The organism is Actinomycetota bacterium (assembly GCA_030682655.1).
Lineage (GTDB): Bacteria > Actinomycetota > Coriobacteriia > Anaerosomatales > JAUXNU01 > JAUXNU01.
The window spans coordinates 1-17,113 of record JAUXNU010000182.1 but is presented as its reverse complement, the minus strand read 5'-3'; the positions used below and the strand labels follow the sequence as shown (position 1 = coordinate 17,113).

The following is a 17,113-nucleotide window of genomic DNA, read 5'->3' as shown; positions in this document are numbered from 1 at the left end:
GAAGCCCGCGCGCGTCAATCGACCCGCACCCACGCCCGAAGGAGGTTCGGCGCATGGCGCCTGACTACCCGTACGGTTCCACGGAGGTCCGAATCCGTATCGGCGGCCCTGCCGGTTTCGGCATCAAGGCTGCAGGGCAGTCCTTGGCCAGGCTATTCGTGCGAGCCGGCTACGATACCTTCGACCTGACCGAATACCCGTCGCTCATCAAAGGTGGTCACAACACCTACCACGTGCGCGTGAGCGACCAGCCGATCCATTCCCATGTGCTCCCGACGGACATCCTCGTCGCGCTCGACCGCGACACGGTGGAGCTGCACGCGGGCGAGCTATCGGAGGGCGCGGCGGTCATCTACGACCCCGCGGACTTCGACATCGCCGACGTCGTCGGGCCAAGCGACGGCGTATGCGCCATCCCCGTGCCGCTAGCCGAGATCGTATCGGAGGCCGGTGGGCAGAAGATCATGCGCAACACCGCCGCCCTCGGCGCGGTCCTTGGCCACATCGGGTTTCCTTTGTCCTACCTGTCCGACTCCATCGACGAGCAGTTCGCTCACAAGGCGCCCGAGATCGCGCAGCAGAACCGTGCGTGTGCCGCTGCTGGCTACCGGTTCGCCGAGGAGCACGGGTGCGCCTTCCCGATCGACATGGCACCGCTCGAAGGGCGACCCGCGCGCATCCTCATCGACGGCAACGAGGCCGTCGGGCTCGGCGCGCTTGCTGCCGGCATCGGCATGTACTGCGCGTATCCGATGACACCAGCGTCAAGCCTGCTGCACTTCATGGCTCGCTACGGCGAGGATCGCGGCGTGGTGGTGAAGCACACTGAAGACGAGCTTGCTGCGATGAACATGGTCGTCGGTGCGGCCTTTGGAGGCGCTCGCGCGATGTGCGCGACGTCGGGTGGCGGCTTCTCGCTCATGGTCGAGGCGCTAGGACTCGCGGGGATAAGCGAATCCGCGGTCGTGGTGGGGCTCTTCACGCGCCCGGGTCCGGCCACGGGGCTTCCCACCTGGACCGAGCAGTCCGACCTGCGTTTCGCGATCCACGCGTCCCAGGGCGAGTTCCCCCGCGTGGTGCTCGCTCCCGGCGACCGCGATGAGGCGTTCCACCTGACCTGGCAGGCGTTCAACCTCGCCGACCGGCTCCAGACACCGGTGATCATCCTTGGCGATTCGTACCTGTCCGACCACCGGCAGTCGGTTGCGCCCTTCGACCTCTCGCGGGTCACCGTGGACCGGGGCGACCTGCAGGTCGATGGCGAAGTGCAGGACTACGAGCGCTACGCGATCACGCGAAACGGTGTCTCGCCGAGGGTGCTCCCCGGCGTACCGGGCGCCGAGCAGATTGTGAACTCCTACGAGCACGACGAGCACGGCTGGGCGGCCGAGTCAGCCGAGATGCGCAACGCGCAGAATGACAAGCGCATGCGCAAGTACGAACTTGCCCGCGAGATCGTTCCTGCGCCGCAGTACTACGGGCCGGGGGGCGCCGATCTTTCCATCGTGCTCTTCGGAACGACCAAGATGCCCGTCCGCGAAGCGATGTCGTGGCTCGCTGCCGAGGGCATCACCGTGAACATGATGCAGGTCGTGACCGTGTGGCCCTTCCCCGCCGATGAGGTTGCGGCCTTCCTTGGCGCGGCGAAACGGACCGCGGTGGTCGAGGGCAACGCGACGGGGCAGCTGCAATCGCTCATCCGCGAACGCTGTCTGCGCGACGTCGACGATGCGTACAACCGCTATGACGGACGGCCCTTCTCGCCCGAGGAGATCTACGACTTCGCCAAGGAGGTGCTCGGCTGATGCCTGAGGCCAAGGAGTACGTCACCCCGATCAAGCCGACCTGGTGCCCCGGATGCGGCAACTTCGGGATGTGGGAGGCGCTCAAGCGTGCGCTCTCGGCCCTGGACCTGGAACCGCACGAGTACTCGGTCATCTGGGGAATCGGGTGCCACGGCAACGGTGCCGACTTCCTGCGCGCGCACGGCTTCCACGCGCTGCACGGACGGACGCTCCCTGTGGCCACGGCACTGCGGCTTGCGAGGCCGGACCTCAAGATTCTCATCGAAGCGGGAGACGGGGACGGATACGGCCTGGGGATGGGGCACTTCGTACACGCGCTGCGGCGGAATCTCGACATGACCTACATCGCACACAACAACCAGATCTACGGGCTCACCACCGGCCAGGCTTCCCCGACCTCCGACCATCTCATGCCGAGCGTTTCTACGCCCAAGGGTGTCCTCGAAGTGCCGGCGAACCCGATCGGACTCGCCCTGTCCGAGGGCGCGACGTTCGTCGCCCGCGGCTTCGCTGGAGACATCCCTCACCTCGCAGACCTCTACCGCCAGGCGATCCAGCATCGCGGATTCGCCGTCGTCGACGTCTTCCAACCCTGCGTGACCTGGAACAAGTACAACACGTTCTCGTGGTTCCGCGAGCGCGTCTACAAGCTCGACGAGGCGGGACACGACACGTCGGACCGGGCGGCGGCATTCGATCTCTCGATGTCGTCCTTCCACGATCTGACGTGCACCCCGGACGAGTGCCGGGTGCCCATAGGCGTCTTCTACAGCGAGTCAGGGACCGCGACGTATGAGGATGGGGTCCCGGCCTACGGTGAGCCGCTCTGGAAGCACGCGCTGGGTCCGAGAGACGTCTCAGACCTTATGGAGAGCTTCCGGTAGGCCTCCCCCGACAGGGAAACGCCTCGAAGTCATCTGGATGAAGATCTCCGCGATGTCGGGATCGAACTGCGTGCCTATGCTGAGATCGATCTCCTGAAGGGCCGCCGGGATCGAGAGACCCTTCCGATACGGCCTGTCAGATGTCATCGCATCGAAGGAGTCGCAGATCGCGAGAATGCGCGACTCAACGGGTATCTGGGCTGCGGAAAGGCCGTCGGGGTAGCCTCCACCGTCCCAACGCTCGTGGTGGAAGCGTATCCAACGTGCGGCGGACCCGAGCCCGGCAGCGAAGATGATCTGCTCGCCAAGAAGAGGGTGCTCGCGAATCAGCGCCCACTCCTCGGAGTTCAACGGCCCCGTCTTCTGGAGGATGGCGTCGGGCACGCCGATCTTGCCGACGTCGTGCATGAGAGCGGTCATGCGGATGAGCTCGCGCCGATCCTCGGCCAGGCCGAGATCCTCCGACAGCGCCCACGCGAGGTCCGCGACGGACCGGGAATGGTATCGCATCGACCTGTCGCGGGCGTCCACTGCCATCGCGAGCACGCGCACGACCGAGATGTGCGAGGCGGTAGGATGCTCGCCGCGAGTACCCGAACCCTTCAGCTCATCGCGCTTGGAACTGAATACGACGAGACGGTCCTTGCCGTGCCGCTTGGCCCAGTCGGCAGCCGCACGGACGTTGACCGCGAGTTCGTGGGCGGACAGACCGTCCTGCGGGAACGTCCCGACGCCGACTGACACGGTGCAGTCGCACTCCACCGAGATGGCCGAGCGAATACGTTCGCCCAGCACCGCCGCCTCCGCATGCTCGGTTCGCGGAAGAAGGACCGAGAACTCGTCCCCGCTGCTGCGCGCTACAAGGTGTTCGGCCAAGGCACGACGTTCGATGCATCGGGCGATCGCCCCCAGCAACCTATCTCCCGCCGCATGACCCCCCAGCGCATTCACCGCGTGCAGGTCGTCCACGTCCATCACGATGAGGCTGACCGGGTCACCGCACCGAACCGCCATGTCGACTTCCCTGTCGAAACATTCTGAGAAGTGCCGCTTGTTGACAAGCCCGGTTTGCGGATCGATGACCGCGCGCTCGAAGAGGTGTCCGCCCTCAACCGCCACCCAGAAGTTCCGTTTCACGAGCAATACTGCAAGGACGCCTGCCCCGACGAACGCTACGAGAGCGTCGGTCCTTTGACCCGACTGGAATGCGGTGAACGCTATCACCGGGATGGCCAGTGTCGCGGTACCGTGGAACAGAAGCGGTATCCATCGGCTCCTGAATTGGAACGGTGGCAGGCTGCGCAAGGCTTCCGTGAGTCCATCGGCCTCGAGCCGAGCGACCGAACCGATGAAGATCCATGCCATCCCCAGCACCCAAAGCGACTCGGAGATGCGGCCTGCGGCGCTGGGTTGCACGAACGTCGACACGTAGTACAACGGCCACAGAAGCAGGCCGACCGAGTAGATTCCGATTCCGCCGACGACCAACCGCTCCCAGAGGCGCCACGCGCCTTTGCGAAGCCCGAGCATCAGGGAGACGGTGCCCGTCAGTACCCCGACCCCGATCACGGTATTGAGCGTGACACCGCCAATGACATGCTGCGATGTCACGCCCATGTGTTGCAGGTAGGGACCGATCACATACGCATAGCCGACAACCGTAGCCACCACGACCGCAATGAGCAGATCGCATAGGAAACGCATCCGTGTCGCAAGAGAGGAGTCCTTGAGCCTGCTCAGCGAGAACAGGAGCATGCCGAAGAGAATCGCGGGAACTAGCGCCAAGACCAGTGCGACCGGACCGGTAGGGTCTTCTACTCCACCCACGGATGTAACCTGGATGCTCCAGTTCAACTCGGCCACAAGCAGAAACGTCACGCACGCCGCAAGGAGGGACCAGACGCGACGTTCGACACCGGAGGTCCTTCTGAGCACCAACGCGCATCCCACGGCGGCGAGTACGAACGGTGAGAGATAGAGCACCTGCTGGGCGATGACTGCAGCCGAATGGACCGGCAGATGCCGGGGGCTCAATGCGTACGCGACTACGAACAGCGGCGTCGTGAGCATCGCAGCCACGGCCTTGGGGTGTGCATAGCGTCTTGCCAGGTCGGTCACGCCGAGGCGCATGCGGGTCTCCTTGTTACGGCATGACCAGTATACGCGTTCGTGAACCGCAAATCACCCATAGGTGCGGTTCTGACCAGGGCTTTCGAACTCCCCCGACACACAGGGTGGCATTGCCGGTCAGATCAACCCGAGAGCCGCGCCTGCCTCGGCGAAGGCGTCGAGCGCAGCCGCGATGTCCTCGTCGGTGTGCGTCGCCATGAGGCACGTGCGCAGGCGGTCCGTACCGCGCGGCACAGCCGGATGAACAATCGGACACACAAAGATACCGCGGTCGAAGAGCATCCGCGTTAGATCCATCGTCTTGCTCTCGTCGCCCACAAGAACCGGCACCACGCACGTCGAGGCGAACATCGTGTCCCACCCCTGAGCCTTCAGGCCCTGCGTGTACGCATGCTGCACTTCGTGGAGGCGCGCTACCCGCCAGAGCTCCTCCTCGATCACGTCGAACGCCTCGATAGCGGCTGCCGTCTGGGCGGGCGGCAAGGCAGCGGAGAAGATGAACGGGCGTGACATGTGGCGCAGGTAGTCGACGATCTCGTGCGACCCGGCCAGGTAGCCGCCGACTGACGGGATGGACTTGGACAACGTGCCCATCTTCAGGTCGATGGAGCCGACCATGTCGAAGTGTTCCTCGATGCCGTGCCCTGTGGCGCCGAGCGAACCAACAGAGTGCGCCTCGTCCACCATGAGCCGGGCACCGTACTCGTCGCACAGCTCGCGCGTCCTTGGCAAATCCATGATGTCGCCGTCCATCGAGAAGACGGAATCACCCACCACGAGAACGGTGTTGTAGTTTCCGGCAGCTTCCGCGAGCAGTTTCGCGAGATGATCCATGTCGTTGTGGCGGTAGGTCTTCCACTTGGCGCCACACAACAGGCAGCCGTCGACTATCGATGCGTGATCGAGCTTGTCCATGAGCACGAGGTCGCCCGGGCCCATAAGTCCGCTGATGATCGCGAGGTTGGTGACGTAGCCGCTCGAGTAGACGGCCGAGTCCTCACGGTGGGCGAACGCCGCAATGCGCGCCTCGAGACGCTCGTGCAGGTCTGTCGTACCGGTGAGCAGCCGGACTCCACCTGCACCGGTACCGTACTCGTCGATAGCGGCCTTGGCCGCCTCGTCGATACGGGGATGGCCGATGAGACCCAGGTAGCTGTACGAGGCGAGCTGAACCATCTCGCGGCCGTCGGCCATCGTCACGCGATGGTTAGTGGGCCCGACCGTAGGCTGGAGATAGAAGTACCTGTCGGCATTCTTGAGGGCGTTGCGTCGCTCGATGAAGGCGCCGACCCTGCTGTCTATCCCGTCGCGCAGAATGGTGGCGGCCTCGGTCATCGGATCACCTCTCGAAAGGGACGGGCGAACCGACATCCACCCGCCTGAGACTGATGTACACAAACTTGTACACATCATACCAGAAGAGGTCGGAACGCTGGTTCCCAATCGATTCTAGAAGCCACCCGGCGTGCGCTGCTCCAGCAGCCCGGAGTTGATGACCTGGCGCAGCAGTTCATCGGGTATCGTCGAGTGCCAGTTGCCCGTAGCCCGGGCCACGAAGTAGATCGCCAGCCATGCACCGACCACGAGAACGGGCCACGCCCACGGAGCGATTTCTACGCGGCCGAACGCCGACGCGCTCAGACACCCGTCTACCGGACACTCCCTCACGCAGTCCATACACCCGTCGCACTCCGGTGCTCGTACGGTGTGCGCACTCTCGACATCGACGAAGGCATGACACACGTCGGTGCACTTCGAGCAGTGAATGCACGTCAATTCATCGCGGCGCACGTTGCACGGCGATGCTAGCCCGACAAGGCTGTATAGGCCCCCGAGAGGGCACAACCAGCGGCACCACACCGGCCCGAGAAGCATAGACACCACGAACGCCAGCAAGAACACGAGCAGGAACGCCGGCCGGGCAAACCCGTGCAAGATCTTGAGATCGGCAACCCACATGTACGGCAGCTGCCGGAACTCGACCGCCTCGGCGAGTGGGACCAGCGCCAGGAAGGCGAATGCGGCGGCGGCGATCGTGTAGCGCACTCCTCGGCCAGTCAGATCGAGCCAGCGCGGAAGGCGGATGCGGTGCCCTCCGAGAAGCTTCCTGCCAAGGAGGGCCGCGCCCTCCCAAACGGTGCCGAGAGGGCATATCCAGCCGCAGAAACCGCGCTTGAAGAGCAGCGACACCGCGAGCGCCCCAATGATGATGACGAGGCCGGCGGGCAAGAGACCGTCCCAGCCGCCGCCCTTCAGCCACGCGAAGAAGCTCGTGAAGTGCCCGACCGGGAGAATGCCCGCGACCGATTCCGGGCGGGAGACGTAGGTGCCCTCTCCCCTCGCCCACAGCTCGAAGCGCCAGAGTTGCACGCTCGAAAACACGAAGAAGCCAAGGAACACCGTGCGCACGAGCATCCTCGAGGTGATGCGATCACGCACCATGCGAACGATCTCGGACATAGAGCACCTTTCCGGTCGGTCCAGACGCAAACGGCTCCGACGCCGGGACCGCGGCGCTCGTGCCGCGCGACATCGTAGCACGGGTGCCGCTCCCCGCATCGGCAGTCGCACTGTCGGGTATATTCCTTGACGTCGCCTCAGGCGGCAGGACCGCGCGTTGAACCGGAGGAGCGCACGTGAAGACGGTAGTGCTTGTGATCGCGCCCGACCAGTTCCGCGACGAGGAATACGCTGAGCCCAAGGAGGTACTCGAGCGCCGGGGAGCGACGGTCATCACCGCGAGTGTCGCACCGGGACCCTGCCGCGGCCGTTTCGGGCTTCTCGCACGGGCGGACGAAGCGCTTCGGGAAGTCTCGCCCGCAACGACCGACGCGATAGCCTTCATCGGCGGTGCGGGGTCGAAGGTCTTCTTCGACGACCCTGACGCACACTCACTCGCCCTCGCCGTGCACGAGTCCGGAAAGCCGGTCGCGGCGATCTGCATCGCTCCCTCGACACTGGCGCACGCCGGGCTCCTTGGCGGGAAACGGGTCACGTCGTTCCCGTCGCAGGAGGACGATCTCGTCGCACACGGGGCCGCGTACACGGGGGCGCCGGTCGAGATCGATGGACTCATCATCACAGCAGCCGGACCGGAGGCCGCCACCGCCTTCGGCGAAGCAATAGGCGACACACTCGGCCTGCCTGCCTGAGTGGTGCACCTCGAACACCACGTCCAAGGAGGAACCGCATGAAGATGTACCGCTGCCGTATCTGTGGCGAGACCTACCTCGGCTCGGAGCCGCCGAGCCACTGCCCGTTCTGCGGGGCGCACGCACACCTCATCATCGACACGTTTGAGTACCCCGAAGACATCAACGAGGTCGACCTGACCGCGGTCGAGCGCAACGACATCATGCAGGCCATCGAACTCGAGCGCGCCAACACACGCTTCTACCTCGCCATGGCAGCGCATCGCGACAACATGAAGCTCTCCTCGGCGTACAAGAGGCTCGCCAAGATCGAGGCCGAGCACTGTTCGGTCTTCTGCAAGCTCGCGAAGCTCGCAAAGCCCGCCGACCTCATGGAGCCCGATGTCGCGCCGGACGATTGGTGCACCAACATCGACGAGTCGCTCGCCCGCGAGCAGAGGGCCTCGCGCTTCTACGCCGAAGCCGGGAGCAGAGCGACGAACGACCGCGTGCGGGAGGTCTTCGCCGCCGTTAGCGACATCGAAGTCGACCACATCGACCTCGACAACCTCGCCAAGAAGGTCGCCGGGTGCTGAGCCGCCGGTCGTCTTGCGAGAGCCACCTACAGCTCCTTGGTCTTGAACACGAGAACGCCCGCCACGACTAGCGCGACTACCGCCACGGCGGTGGTCGCGAGCGGCCACGCCAGCTCGACAGGTGTACCTGCGAGCAGAGCGTTCGGCGCCACCGACAGCCCTGCGGGCGAATAGTCGAGCGCCGGACCCCAGAGCGACAGCACGGAGATCACGAAGAAGCCGCCGATACCCACGCCGCCTGCGGCGATCGACTTGAGCCCCGCCGACAGCAGCGTCATGAGAGCCACAAGCAGCACCGCGAACGCGAGCCAAACGGCCGTCATGCTCACAAGCAGCTTGGGCGGCGCCTCGCCGAAGGTCGCATACGTGGCGCCCCAACACACCGCCGCGCCGATCACGGTCGCCACCACCAGAAGCGCGGTCTGGGACAGGAACTTCGCCACAACGAATGCGGCGCGCGACACCGGCTTCGTCAGCACGAGGATCGCCGTTCCGCTTGCCCGCTCGCCCGCGATCATTCCGCCGGTCGTGATGAGCAGCGCGATGGCGATCATCTGCTGGAGGTTCTTGAGCCACTGCGCGTAGGCGTCCAGATAGGTCGGATCGGGGATCGTGATCTTGATGCCCTGTTGGCCCGAGGCGACCGATTCGAGAAGCGCCGGCGTGAGCTTGGCCAGGATCGGGCTCGACACCGCCATGAACAGCAACATGCCCGGCACGACCCACACCCGCCACGTGCGCACGATCTCGGTGAACTCCTTGCCAAGGAACCTGAGGAAGCCCTTCATCGGTGATCGCCCCCCACGAGATCGACGAAGACTTCTTCGAGGCCGACCTCACCACTCTCGAACCGCTTGAGCGCCAGCCCGCGCTCGACCACGAGTGCCGGGACCTCCCGCTGGGCGCGGGGAAGATCGGTAAGTGTCACCGAGAGACCCCCATCGCTGCCTGGAGAAACCGCGCTCACGTACTCAAGGTCGAGAAGCTCCTTGGCGAACGAATCCGAATCGCGGTCCACTTCCACGATGAGTCTGTGCGCTCCATAGCGCGCCTTGAGCTCGTCGATGGGAGCCTGGGTCACGACCCGTCCCCGATCGAGAATCGCTACCGTGTCGCACACGCGCTCCACGTCGGCCAGGATGTGGGTCGAGAAGAACACCGTCGTGCGCCCGCGCAGCGAAGCGATCATGTCGAGCACCTCTTTGCGCCCAAGTGGGTCGAGTGCGCTCGTAGGTTCGTCGAGCAAGAGCAGCCGTGGTGCGTTGATCAGTGCCTGAGCGACGCCGAGGCGCTGCTTCATGCCACGAGAGTAGCCGCCGACGCGCGTCTTCACATCGGCGAGTCCTGCGAGGTCGAGCAGTGAAGCGACGCGCGCATCGAGCGTCTTTCCGCTGATGCCGAATAGCCCGCCGGCAAATCGCAGGAACTCGTTGGCCGTCATCCATGGGTAGAAGCCGGGAACGTCGGGCAGGAAGCCGATCTGTGAGCGCGTCTCGCCGGCGGTCGTGTCGAGCCCGAAGACCCGCACTTCACCTGCGGTGGCGTGGGCAAGACCGGTCGCGATCCGCAGCGTCGTCGTCTTGCCTGCCCCGTTCGGACCGAGGAACCCGAACACGGAGCCCTCTGACACGGTGATATCGACCCCATCGAGTGCGCGGGCTTCCTTGTAGACCTTCGTGAGTCCACGGACTTCGATGGCAGTAGAAGCAGTTGCGGGAGCGGCGGGCGTCACCGGTCGTCACCCCCGTAGAGGGTGTCGACGGCAGTGCGCGCCGCGTCGCCCTGCGCCACTGCAGCCTCGGACTGCGTGACGGTCGCGGGCTTGCGTCCGACGAGCAGATAGACGATCGCGCCGATGAGGTTCACGAACACCACGATCAGTATCCACATGACCTTCGTGCCCGCGATCTGGTCCGCCGGCCTGCGAACGATGTCGATCACGGCGTAGAGTTCGAGCGCGATCTGCGCTGTGCCGAGCACCACGATCGCAACGAGCGCAGGTGTGGGCAGGTTCAGGAGTTCTTGCATGGTGACGTCTCCTCCTCCGTGGCGCGCGAGCCTCATGCCCGCGCGATACCTAGCGACCTACGGAGCCGCAGATCAGCGGCGACCGCGAACGGCAACCTCCGCGAACGTGCGCTCGTACTCGCCGACAAGTCGCAAGAACGTGTACTCCTCGGCCAGCGCCCTCCCCTGCCCCGGCGCAGGCCTATGGGTGATATGTGACCGCAAGAGGGCCACGAGGCCATTCTCGTCACGATACCTGCATTCGACCGGATACAGCTCCACGTACGCGAGACGGTCCGGCACTACCGGCGCACACCCCGCGTAGCACGCCTCGATCATCGCGAGGCCGAAGAACTCGTTGTCGGCGGTAGAGACCGCGATGTCGCTTCCCGCCAGCAGCCCGGCATACACCTCTCGCCCGGCTGGCTCGCCCACATGCACCAGGCGGTCACCGAGCGCATCGGCTGCGGCGCGGACCTCCTCGGCGGTCTCGCGGAACGGTTGCCCCGCGACGGCGACCTCGAAGTCGAGCCCCTCCGCGGCAAGGCGAGTCACCGCGCGGAAGAAGGTGTCGGGGTCCTTGTCGTGCTCCCAACGGTGTGGCCACACGATGCGTGGGCGCTGGCCGCGAACAGCAGCCGCGACACCCTCAGAGCCAAGCACGCTGTCGAACGGTGCCGGATCGAACGGCGGCGCGATGACCTCGGACTTGGCAGCGATGCGCTCCGCAACGCCCTCCGGGTGATGGTCCGGGAACTGCTTCAGGAAGGGCGTGATCTCGTCGAGAAACGTCCGCCGGGTGAACCCGGTGTTGAACACGCACAGGTCGGCAGCGAGCGCGCTCGTGATGTTGGTCAGCGGGAACTGGAAGTCCCACTCGGCGGTGTGCCGGTTCGGGTAGACGAGCTGGTTCTCGTGGAAGTACACGATCGACGGCACGCCCGCAAGCGCCTTGCCGGCCAGACCGTACAGCTCGGCGAGGTTCACGAACGTCGATGCGAACACGACGTCCCATCCTTCACCTGCCGCTGAGCGCCGTCGTATCTCCTCGGCCATGGTGATCGCCGACCCGCGCATCCTCCACTTCCACTTGCGCGCGGGCAACGTGAGCAGCGTCCACTCGGCGCAGGTGCGCGCGACGAGCCCGTCGAGCACCGCCCGGTGTGAGCCGCCGTAGTACGGCTCGAGAGCGAGTATGCGCATGCGGTTCACCGGTCCCGACTGTCCGGTCCGACACCGGGCGGCAACCGCCGCGGCGAACGATAGGCGGGGCACGGGAAATCACGGAAGGTCAGCGAAGCGACGGCGTCGGCCGTCATCCGGGGTATGTCGAGATCGGCCTCGCCGGCGAGCACCTCGGCGACGGTGGCGTGAGTCGCAGGCATGCGCGGCATGAAGAGCGTGCAACAGTCCTCATGACTTTGTGTGGAGAGCGCGTAGGTGCCGATCGCACGGGCCCCGGCGATGATCTCCAGCTTGTCGTTGCCGATGAGCGGGCGCAACACCGGAAGCGTCGCGACCTCGTCCACAGCGGTGATGTTCTCCAGCGTCTGCGAGGCGACCTGGCCAAGGGACTCCCCTGTGACCAGTGCCTTCGCGTTCTCGAAGGCGGCGATCTCCTCGGCCACGCGGATCATGAGACGCCGGTAGAGGAGCACGCGCAGGTCCGGAGGCGCGGCAAGCGAGATCTCCTTCTGCAGGTCGCCGAAGGGCACGTAGTAGACCCGCCCGAGCCCCCCGTAGCGCTGAAGTGCCCCGGCGATCTCGGTCACGAAGCGTTCCGAAAGGTCGTTCGTTTGCGGGCGGCCGGAGAAGTGCACGCCGACCACGACCGCCCCGCGTTTCATCATCCTCCACGCCGCCACCGGCGAGTCTATGCCGGCGGACAGAAGCGCCACGACCTTGCCGGCCGTGCCAACCGGCAACCCGCCCACTCCGGGGATCTTGCGGCTGAAGACATACGCGTCGCCCTGAACGACCTCCACCCAGCAGGTCACATCCGGACTGGTGAGATCGACTCGCGCGCCGGTCTCGTCGACGACATGCTGGCCGAGGATCCGGTTGAGTTCCATGCTCGACACCGGGAAGTCTGTGTTCGAGCGGCGGGCATCGATGGCGAACGACTCCCACCCGCTGACGGCACGGATCGCGAGCAGCGCCGCACTCTTCAGATCGTGCATCTCCCGCGAGGTGATGTAGACCGGAGCTACGTACGCAACGCCCGGAACCGCGGCGATGGCTTCGCACAGCGCGTCGAGTTTCGACACATCGGTGGCACGAACGAGGAGCCTGCTGGACACGCACTCGGCCGACGCCGAAGTCAACTCGCCGATGAGCGCCTGGATGTTTGTCTGCAGACGGCGCTCGAAAGCCGATCGGTTCCGGCCTTTGAGCCCGATCTCGTGGTAGTGGATGAGGGCGGCGCGCTCGAACATGGCGCGCGCGCCTACTTGACGCTGTCCTGGACCCGGTCGTATGACACGTCGCCATTGGCGATCTCTTCGAGGGCAAGCGTCAGCGGCTTGGTCTTCGTGAGCGACGCGATCTGGGACGGCGCAAGCATGAGCACGGCCTTGTCCCTGGCGCGATGCACCATGTCGTTGATCTGACGTGCGCGGCGCGCCGAGACGATGCAAAGCGTGTACTTCGAATCGACCGTGGCTAGCAGCAGGTCTATCTCAGGCTTGATGACCATGCGGATTCAGTCCTCTTTCTCAGGGGTTTCGCGCCTGACCTCGCCGCTGACAATCGCGGCAAGCTCGTCGGTTGCACGGGAAACGTCATCATTGATTACCACAAAATCATACGTACCCGCAAACGCCATCTCGCCCTCGGCGGTCTTCAGGCGCGTCTCCACCTGCTCGGATGTCTCGCTGCCCCGCCCCACGAGGCGCCGCTTCAACTCGTCGAAGGAAGGTGCCTTGACGAACACCAGCGAAGACTCCGGCACGGCCCGCTTGACCTGCATCGCTCCCTGAGGATCTATCTCTAGCACGACCGGTCTGCCCTCGACGACAGCGCGGTCCACCGGCTCACGAAGCGTTCCGTAGCGATTGCCGTGTACCTCGGCCCATTCAAGGAAACCGCCCCTGTCGACAAGACGGGAGAATTCCTCGGAACTCAGGAAGAAGTACTCGACGCCCTCACGCTCTCCGGGGCGGGGTGGACGCGTCGTCGCAGACACAGACACCCAAATGTCGGGGACCCTGTGACGAACCGCCTCAACCAGGGTCCCCTTGCCAGCCCCCGAAGGGCCGGACACGATGTAGAGATGGCCTGCGCGCGTCACCGGGCGCAGCATCCCGATCGAATTCTCACGTGCACAAGTCGAAGATCGCTTATCCCAACCGCGCCATCAAGTGCTCGCGCTGGCGGGCGCCAAGACCCTGAACGCGACGGCTGTCGGAGATCTCAAGCTCTTCCATGATCTTGGCGGCCTTGGCCTTGCCAAAACCGGGAAGGCTCTCGAGCAACGTCGAAACCTTCATGCGCGCGACGATGGGATCGTCGCTCCTTGCCATGACCTGGGCGAAGCTCGTCTGGCCAGCTTTGATCTTGGCCCGAAGCTCTGCACGCTTCTGGCGGGCCTCGGCAGCCTTCTTAAGGGCAGCCTGGCGATCGGCATCGGAAAGGTTCGGAAGTGCCATGGTTCCTCCTCGTCCTCGCATAGGCGGAGCTTGACTCCACGCCACACGATTGTAGACACATTCGCGCGTCTATGACAACCAGCTGGACGTCATGATGTTACGCCTGACCTGCGGCGATGCCAAGCTCTATTGGCCGGTCCGCCGACTTCCGGGCGATGTGATGTCGACTCCGGAGGCACACAGGCCACACGAATTCGCCTCCCAGGACTCAACCTCAAGTCTAAGTAGAGGTCTGAACTCAGTCGAGAAGCGCTTCTCCCCACCGCGGTCGATGATTGAGGCGACCCCAACGGCAATACCGTTGGCAGCGCGCACCAGTTCGATGACCTCGGCGACCGAACCACCTGTTGTGACCACGTCTTCTACGATAAGAACGCGCGCATTCTCCGGAACCTGGAAGGCTCGCCGGAATCGCATCTCGCCCTGCTCACGTTCACTGAAGATGAACTTGACCCCCAGCGCCTGCGCTACCGCGAACCCGATTACGATTCCGCCAACCGCCGGAGCCGCTACCAGGTCGATCGCGTCGTCGCGAAATCGCTCGGCTATGTCCTCGGCAAGACGCGTGGTAAGCGCCGGGTCCTCAAGTATTCGCGCGCACTGAACGTACGTGGCGGAGTGCCGACCGCTCGTAAGAACGAAGTGTCCCGACAGCAAAGCCCCGGCGGCGCTCAGAGATTCGAGCAGTTGCTCTCGGCTCATCGTCATGCGTTCACGCCTCCTCGGCGATGCGTTCCATTGCGCTGCCCGGCTCCTCGGCCCCGGTGATCGGTCGACCGATCACTACGTGTGAGGCCCCGGCCGCAATAGCCTCCCCCGGAGTGGCGATGCGTGCCTGGTCGTCGGCGGACGCCCAGGAGGGCCGCACACCGGGGGTCACCACGAGCGCCTCTGGTCCCAGTAGCTCCCGCATGGCGCGAGCTTCGTGCGGCGAACATACGATGCCCTGCACGCCGCTCTCCCGCGCCAGACCGGCCAGACCATGGACTTGTTCTGCCACCGGCTTGGACACGCCCGTCTGCCCAAGGGATCGCTCGTCCATACTCGTCAGCACAGTGACCGCGACGATGCCCGGTGTGTCGATGCCGCACTCGCGTGAGCCCGCGTAGGCCCCTTGCATGGCCGCGCGCATCATCTCGACCCCACCTGAAGCGTGCACCGTCATCATCGAGCACCCCAGCTTCGCAATCTCCCGGGCCGCGCCCTCGACCTGGTGCGGGATATCGTGGAGCTTGAGGTCGAGGAAGATGCGGAAACCCATGTCCCGCAGGCGCGCGACTATGCCCGGTCCTTCGGCGTAGAAGAGCGTCATGCCGACCTTGAGCCAATCGGCACGGCCCTGCAGCGAGCGCGCAAGCCCGAGCGCCGTGTGTGCGTCGGTGTCAAGCGCGACGATGATCTTCTCTCTGAGTCCGCCTGCAACCACAACTAGTCCCATCCCTCTTCCGGTCGCGTCCCGCGGAGTGGTGTAACTCCCGCGTGACTCTCTGTTCCTGAAGTCTACTTCACCGGTGCCAGCAACGCCTGCAGCACCACCTCCGTCTCGCTCACCGGATTCCCGATCCTCGTCATGGATTCCATGCCGATGTAGCGCCTGCCCACCGCCCACTCGTCATGCTGCTCGAGTAGCACGCAACCGGTGAGCCTGAGCGCGGAGGCCCGGTTGGGGAAGATACCCACGACGTCGGTCCTTCGCTTGATCTCCTTGTTCACGCGTTCGAGCGAGTTGGTGGAGGCGATCTTGGTCCAGTGCTCTCGCGGGAACGCCATGTGGGCGATCACGTCGTCTTCGGCGTCGAGGAGCAGGCCGCACACCTTCGGGTACCTCTTCGCGAGTCCGTCTGCGATGAATCTGAGTTGGGTCCGGGCCTCTTCGATGTCGGGTGCTGCGAAGATCGTGCGTATCGCCGCTGCCACCATGTGCTGCTCGCCCTTGGGAACGTGGACGAGCGCGTTTCGCATGAAGTGGACGCGGCATCTCTGCCAGCTCGCTCCGGAGAGTACGACGGGGATCGCGGCCTTGAGCCCCACGTGGGCATCCGAGATCACGAGCTCGACCCCGGTCAGTCCGCGCGTGACGAGGCCACGCAGGAACTCGGTCCAGAATGCCCCGTCCTCACTCGATCCGATGTCGAGACCGAGCACCTCACGCTCACCGGCCGCAGTCACGCCGATCGCGACCACCGCAGCCACCGAACCGACCCGTGAGCCGTCGCGGCACTTCAGGTAGGTGGCGTCGAGCCACAGGTAGGGGTAGGGGCACATCAGCGGTCGTGAGAGGAAGTCGGCCACCACCTCGTCGAGTTCGACGCAGATGCGGCTCACGCTCGACTTCGACACCCCGGTCATGCCCAGGGCGGTGACGATGTCGTCGACCTTGCGGGTCGAGACGCCGTGAATCCATGCCTCCTGGATCACCGAAAGCATCGCGCGGTCGATCCGGCGCCTCGGTTCGATCAGCGAGGGCATGTAGCTGCCCTCCCGTACCTTCGGGATCTTGAGTTCGATCGCGCCGGCCGCGGTGTCCCAGGTCCGCTCCCGGTACCCGTTGCGATGCGTGACGCGATCCGCTGACCGTTCGTGCCTGCCGGCCCCGATCTGCTCCGATACCTCGAGCTCCATGAGCGCCTGGGAGAGCACCCGCACTCCCTCACGTAGGAAATCGGCATTCCCACCGCCCACCGCCTTGCGAAGGAAGTCGGTCAGTTCCATGCTGTTGTCGGCCATCGTGTGTCCCTTCTCCGAATGCTTGGTCGCTTCGAAGAATCACACGGTGGCCGCCTGCCGTTCAAGCGGGCGACCTAGTTACACCACATGGTGGGACGCGACCTCTCTTCCCGCTTGGGACCGGACCAGATGACGGTGCGATCTCCGCCGTGGACGTCGTAGATGACCGCTGCATCGCGAACCAGG

The 17,113-nt window shown here is 64.9% G+C and carries 18 protein-coding genes; 4 read left to right on the top strand and 14 right to left on the bottom strand.

Annotated elements, in window-relative coordinates:
- The first annotated feature begins 53 nt into the window (after positions 1-53).
- Together Q8K99_12080 and Q8K99_12075 are read left to right on the top strand one after the other, a co-directional pair.
- Positions 54-1,805 (top strand): 2-oxoacid:acceptor oxidoreductase subunit alpha, encoded by a 1,752-nt coding sequence (locus Q8K99_12080; GenBank protein ID MDP2183293.1) that lies wholly within the window; start codon positions 54-56, stop codon positions 1,803-1,805.
- Positions 1,805-2,689 (top strand): thiamine pyrophosphate-dependent enzyme, encoded by an 885-nt coding sequence (locus Q8K99_12075; GenBank protein ID MDP2183292.1) that lies wholly within the window; start codon positions 1,805-1,807, stop codon positions 2,687-2,689. Before Q8K99_12080 ends, Q8K99_12075 begins: the two co-directional genes overlap by 1 nt.
- Here Q8K99_12075 and Q8K99_12070 read toward each other — a convergent pair.
- From Q8K99_12070 to Q8K99_12060, 3 genes are all read right to left on the bottom strand, one after another.
- A complete protein-coding gene (locus Q8K99_12070) occupies positions 2,663-4,819 on the bottom strand; it encodes a diguanylate cyclase (GenBank protein ID MDP2183291.1) in 2,157 nt (718 codons plus the stop codon). The genes Q8K99_12075 and Q8K99_12070 overlap by 27 nt on opposite strands.
- 117 nt (positions 4,820-4,936) lie before the next feature.
- Positions 4,937-6,154, bottom strand: a complete 1,218-nt coding sequence (locus Q8K99_12065) for a pyridoxal phosphate-dependent aminotransferase family protein (GenBank protein ID MDP2183290.1) — start codon at positions 6,152-6,154, stop codon at positions 4,937-4,939.
- A 114-nt stretch (positions 6,155-6,268) separates the two neighbouring features.
- Complete coding sequence (locus Q8K99_12060; protein ID MDP2183289.1) at positions 6,269-7,279, bottom strand: 4Fe-4S binding protein; 1,011 nt, start codon at positions 7,277-7,279, stop codon at positions 6,269-6,271.
- Positions 7,280-7,455: 176 nt separating this feature from the next.
- On the opposite strand from Q8K99_12060, the gene Q8K99_12055 reads away from it, so the two are divergent.
- Positions 7,456-7,971, top strand: coding sequence for a DJ-1/PfpI family protein (locus Q8K99_12055; GenBank protein MDP2183288.1), 516 nt, complete (start codon positions 7,456-7,458; stop codon positions 7,969-7,971).
- Positions 7,972-8,009: 38 nt separating this feature from the next.
- Positions 8,010-8,546, top strand: a complete 537-nt coding sequence (locus Q8K99_12050; protein MDP2183287.1) for a ferritin — start codon at positions 8,010-8,012, stop codon at positions 8,544-8,546.
- A 26-nt stretch (positions 8,547-8,572) separates the two neighbouring features.
- On the opposite strand, the gene Q8K99_12045 is transcribed toward Q8K99_12050, so the two are convergent.
- From Q8K99_12045 to Q8K99_11995, 11 genes are all read right to left on the bottom strand, one after another.
- Entirely contained in the window at positions 8,573-9,334 is a 762-nt protein-coding gene (locus Q8K99_12045) for an ABC transporter permease subunit (protein ID MDP2183286.1), read from the bottom strand.
- The gene (locus tag Q8K99_12040; GenBank protein ID MDP2183285.1) at positions 9,331-10,278 is read right to left on the bottom strand and encodes an ABC transporter ATP-binding protein; all 948 of its coding nucleotides are present in this window, start codon (positions 10,276-10,278) and stop codon (positions 9,331-9,333) included. The genes Q8K99_12045 and Q8K99_12040 overlap by 4 nt, the downstream gene beginning before the upstream one ends.
- Complete coding sequence (locus tag Q8K99_12035; GenBank protein ID MDP2183284.1) at positions 10,275-10,574, bottom strand: PLD nuclease N-terminal domain-containing protein; 300 nt, start codon at positions 10,572-10,574, stop codon at positions 10,275-10,277. The genes Q8K99_12040 and Q8K99_12035 overlap by 4 nt, the downstream gene beginning before the upstream one ends.
- 72 nt (positions 10,575-10,646) lie before the next feature.
- On the bottom strand, positions 10,647-11,756 hold the full coding sequence (locus Q8K99_12030; GenBank protein ID MDP2183283.1) for a DUF3524 domain-containing protein: 1,110 nt from the start codon (positions 11,754-11,756) through the stop codon (positions 10,647-10,649).
- Positions 11,757-11,761: 5 nt separating this feature from the next.
- A complete protein-coding gene (thiI, locus tag Q8K99_12025; GenBank protein ID MDP2183282.1) occupies positions 11,762-12,988 on the bottom strand; it encodes a tRNA uracil 4-sulfurtransferase ThiI in 1,227 nt (408 codons plus the stop codon).
- A gap of 11 nt (positions 12,989-12,999) precedes the next feature.
- Positions 13,000-13,248, bottom strand: coding sequence for a DNA-directed RNA polymerase subunit omega (rpoZ, locus tag Q8K99_12020; GenBank protein MDP2183281.1), 249 nt, complete (start codon positions 13,246-13,248; stop codon positions 13,000-13,002).
- 6 nt (positions 13,249-13,254) lie between these two features.
- Positions 13,255-13,854 (bottom strand): guanylate kinase, encoded by a 600-nt coding sequence (gene gmk / locus Q8K99_12015; protein MDP2183280.1) that lies wholly within the window; start codon positions 13,852-13,854, stop codon positions 13,255-13,257.
- A gap of 37 nt (positions 13,855-13,891) precedes the next feature.
- Complete coding sequence (gene mihF / locus Q8K99_12010) at positions 13,892-14,200, bottom strand: integration host factor, actinobacterial type (protein ID MDP2183279.1); 309 nt, start codon at positions 14,198-14,200, stop codon at positions 13,892-13,894.
- 126 nt (positions 14,201-14,326) lie between these two features.
- Positions 14,327-14,908, bottom strand: coding sequence for an orotate phosphoribosyltransferase (gene pyrE / locus Q8K99_12005; GenBank protein ID MDP2183278.1), 582 nt, complete (start codon positions 14,906-14,908; stop codon positions 14,327-14,329).
- Positions 14,909-14,912: 4 nt separating this feature from the next.
- Positions 14,913-15,638, bottom strand: coding sequence for an orotidine-5'-phosphate decarboxylase (gene pyrF / locus Q8K99_12000; protein MDP2183277.1), 726 nt, complete (start codon positions 15,636-15,638; stop codon positions 14,913-14,915).
- Positions 15,639-15,700: 62 nt separating this feature from the next.
- Complete coding sequence (locus tag Q8K99_11995; GenBank protein MDP2183276.1) at positions 15,701-16,912, bottom strand: IS256 family transposase; 1,212 nt, start codon at positions 16,910-16,912, stop codon at positions 15,701-15,703.
- Positions 16,913-17,113: the final 201 nt, after the last annotated feature.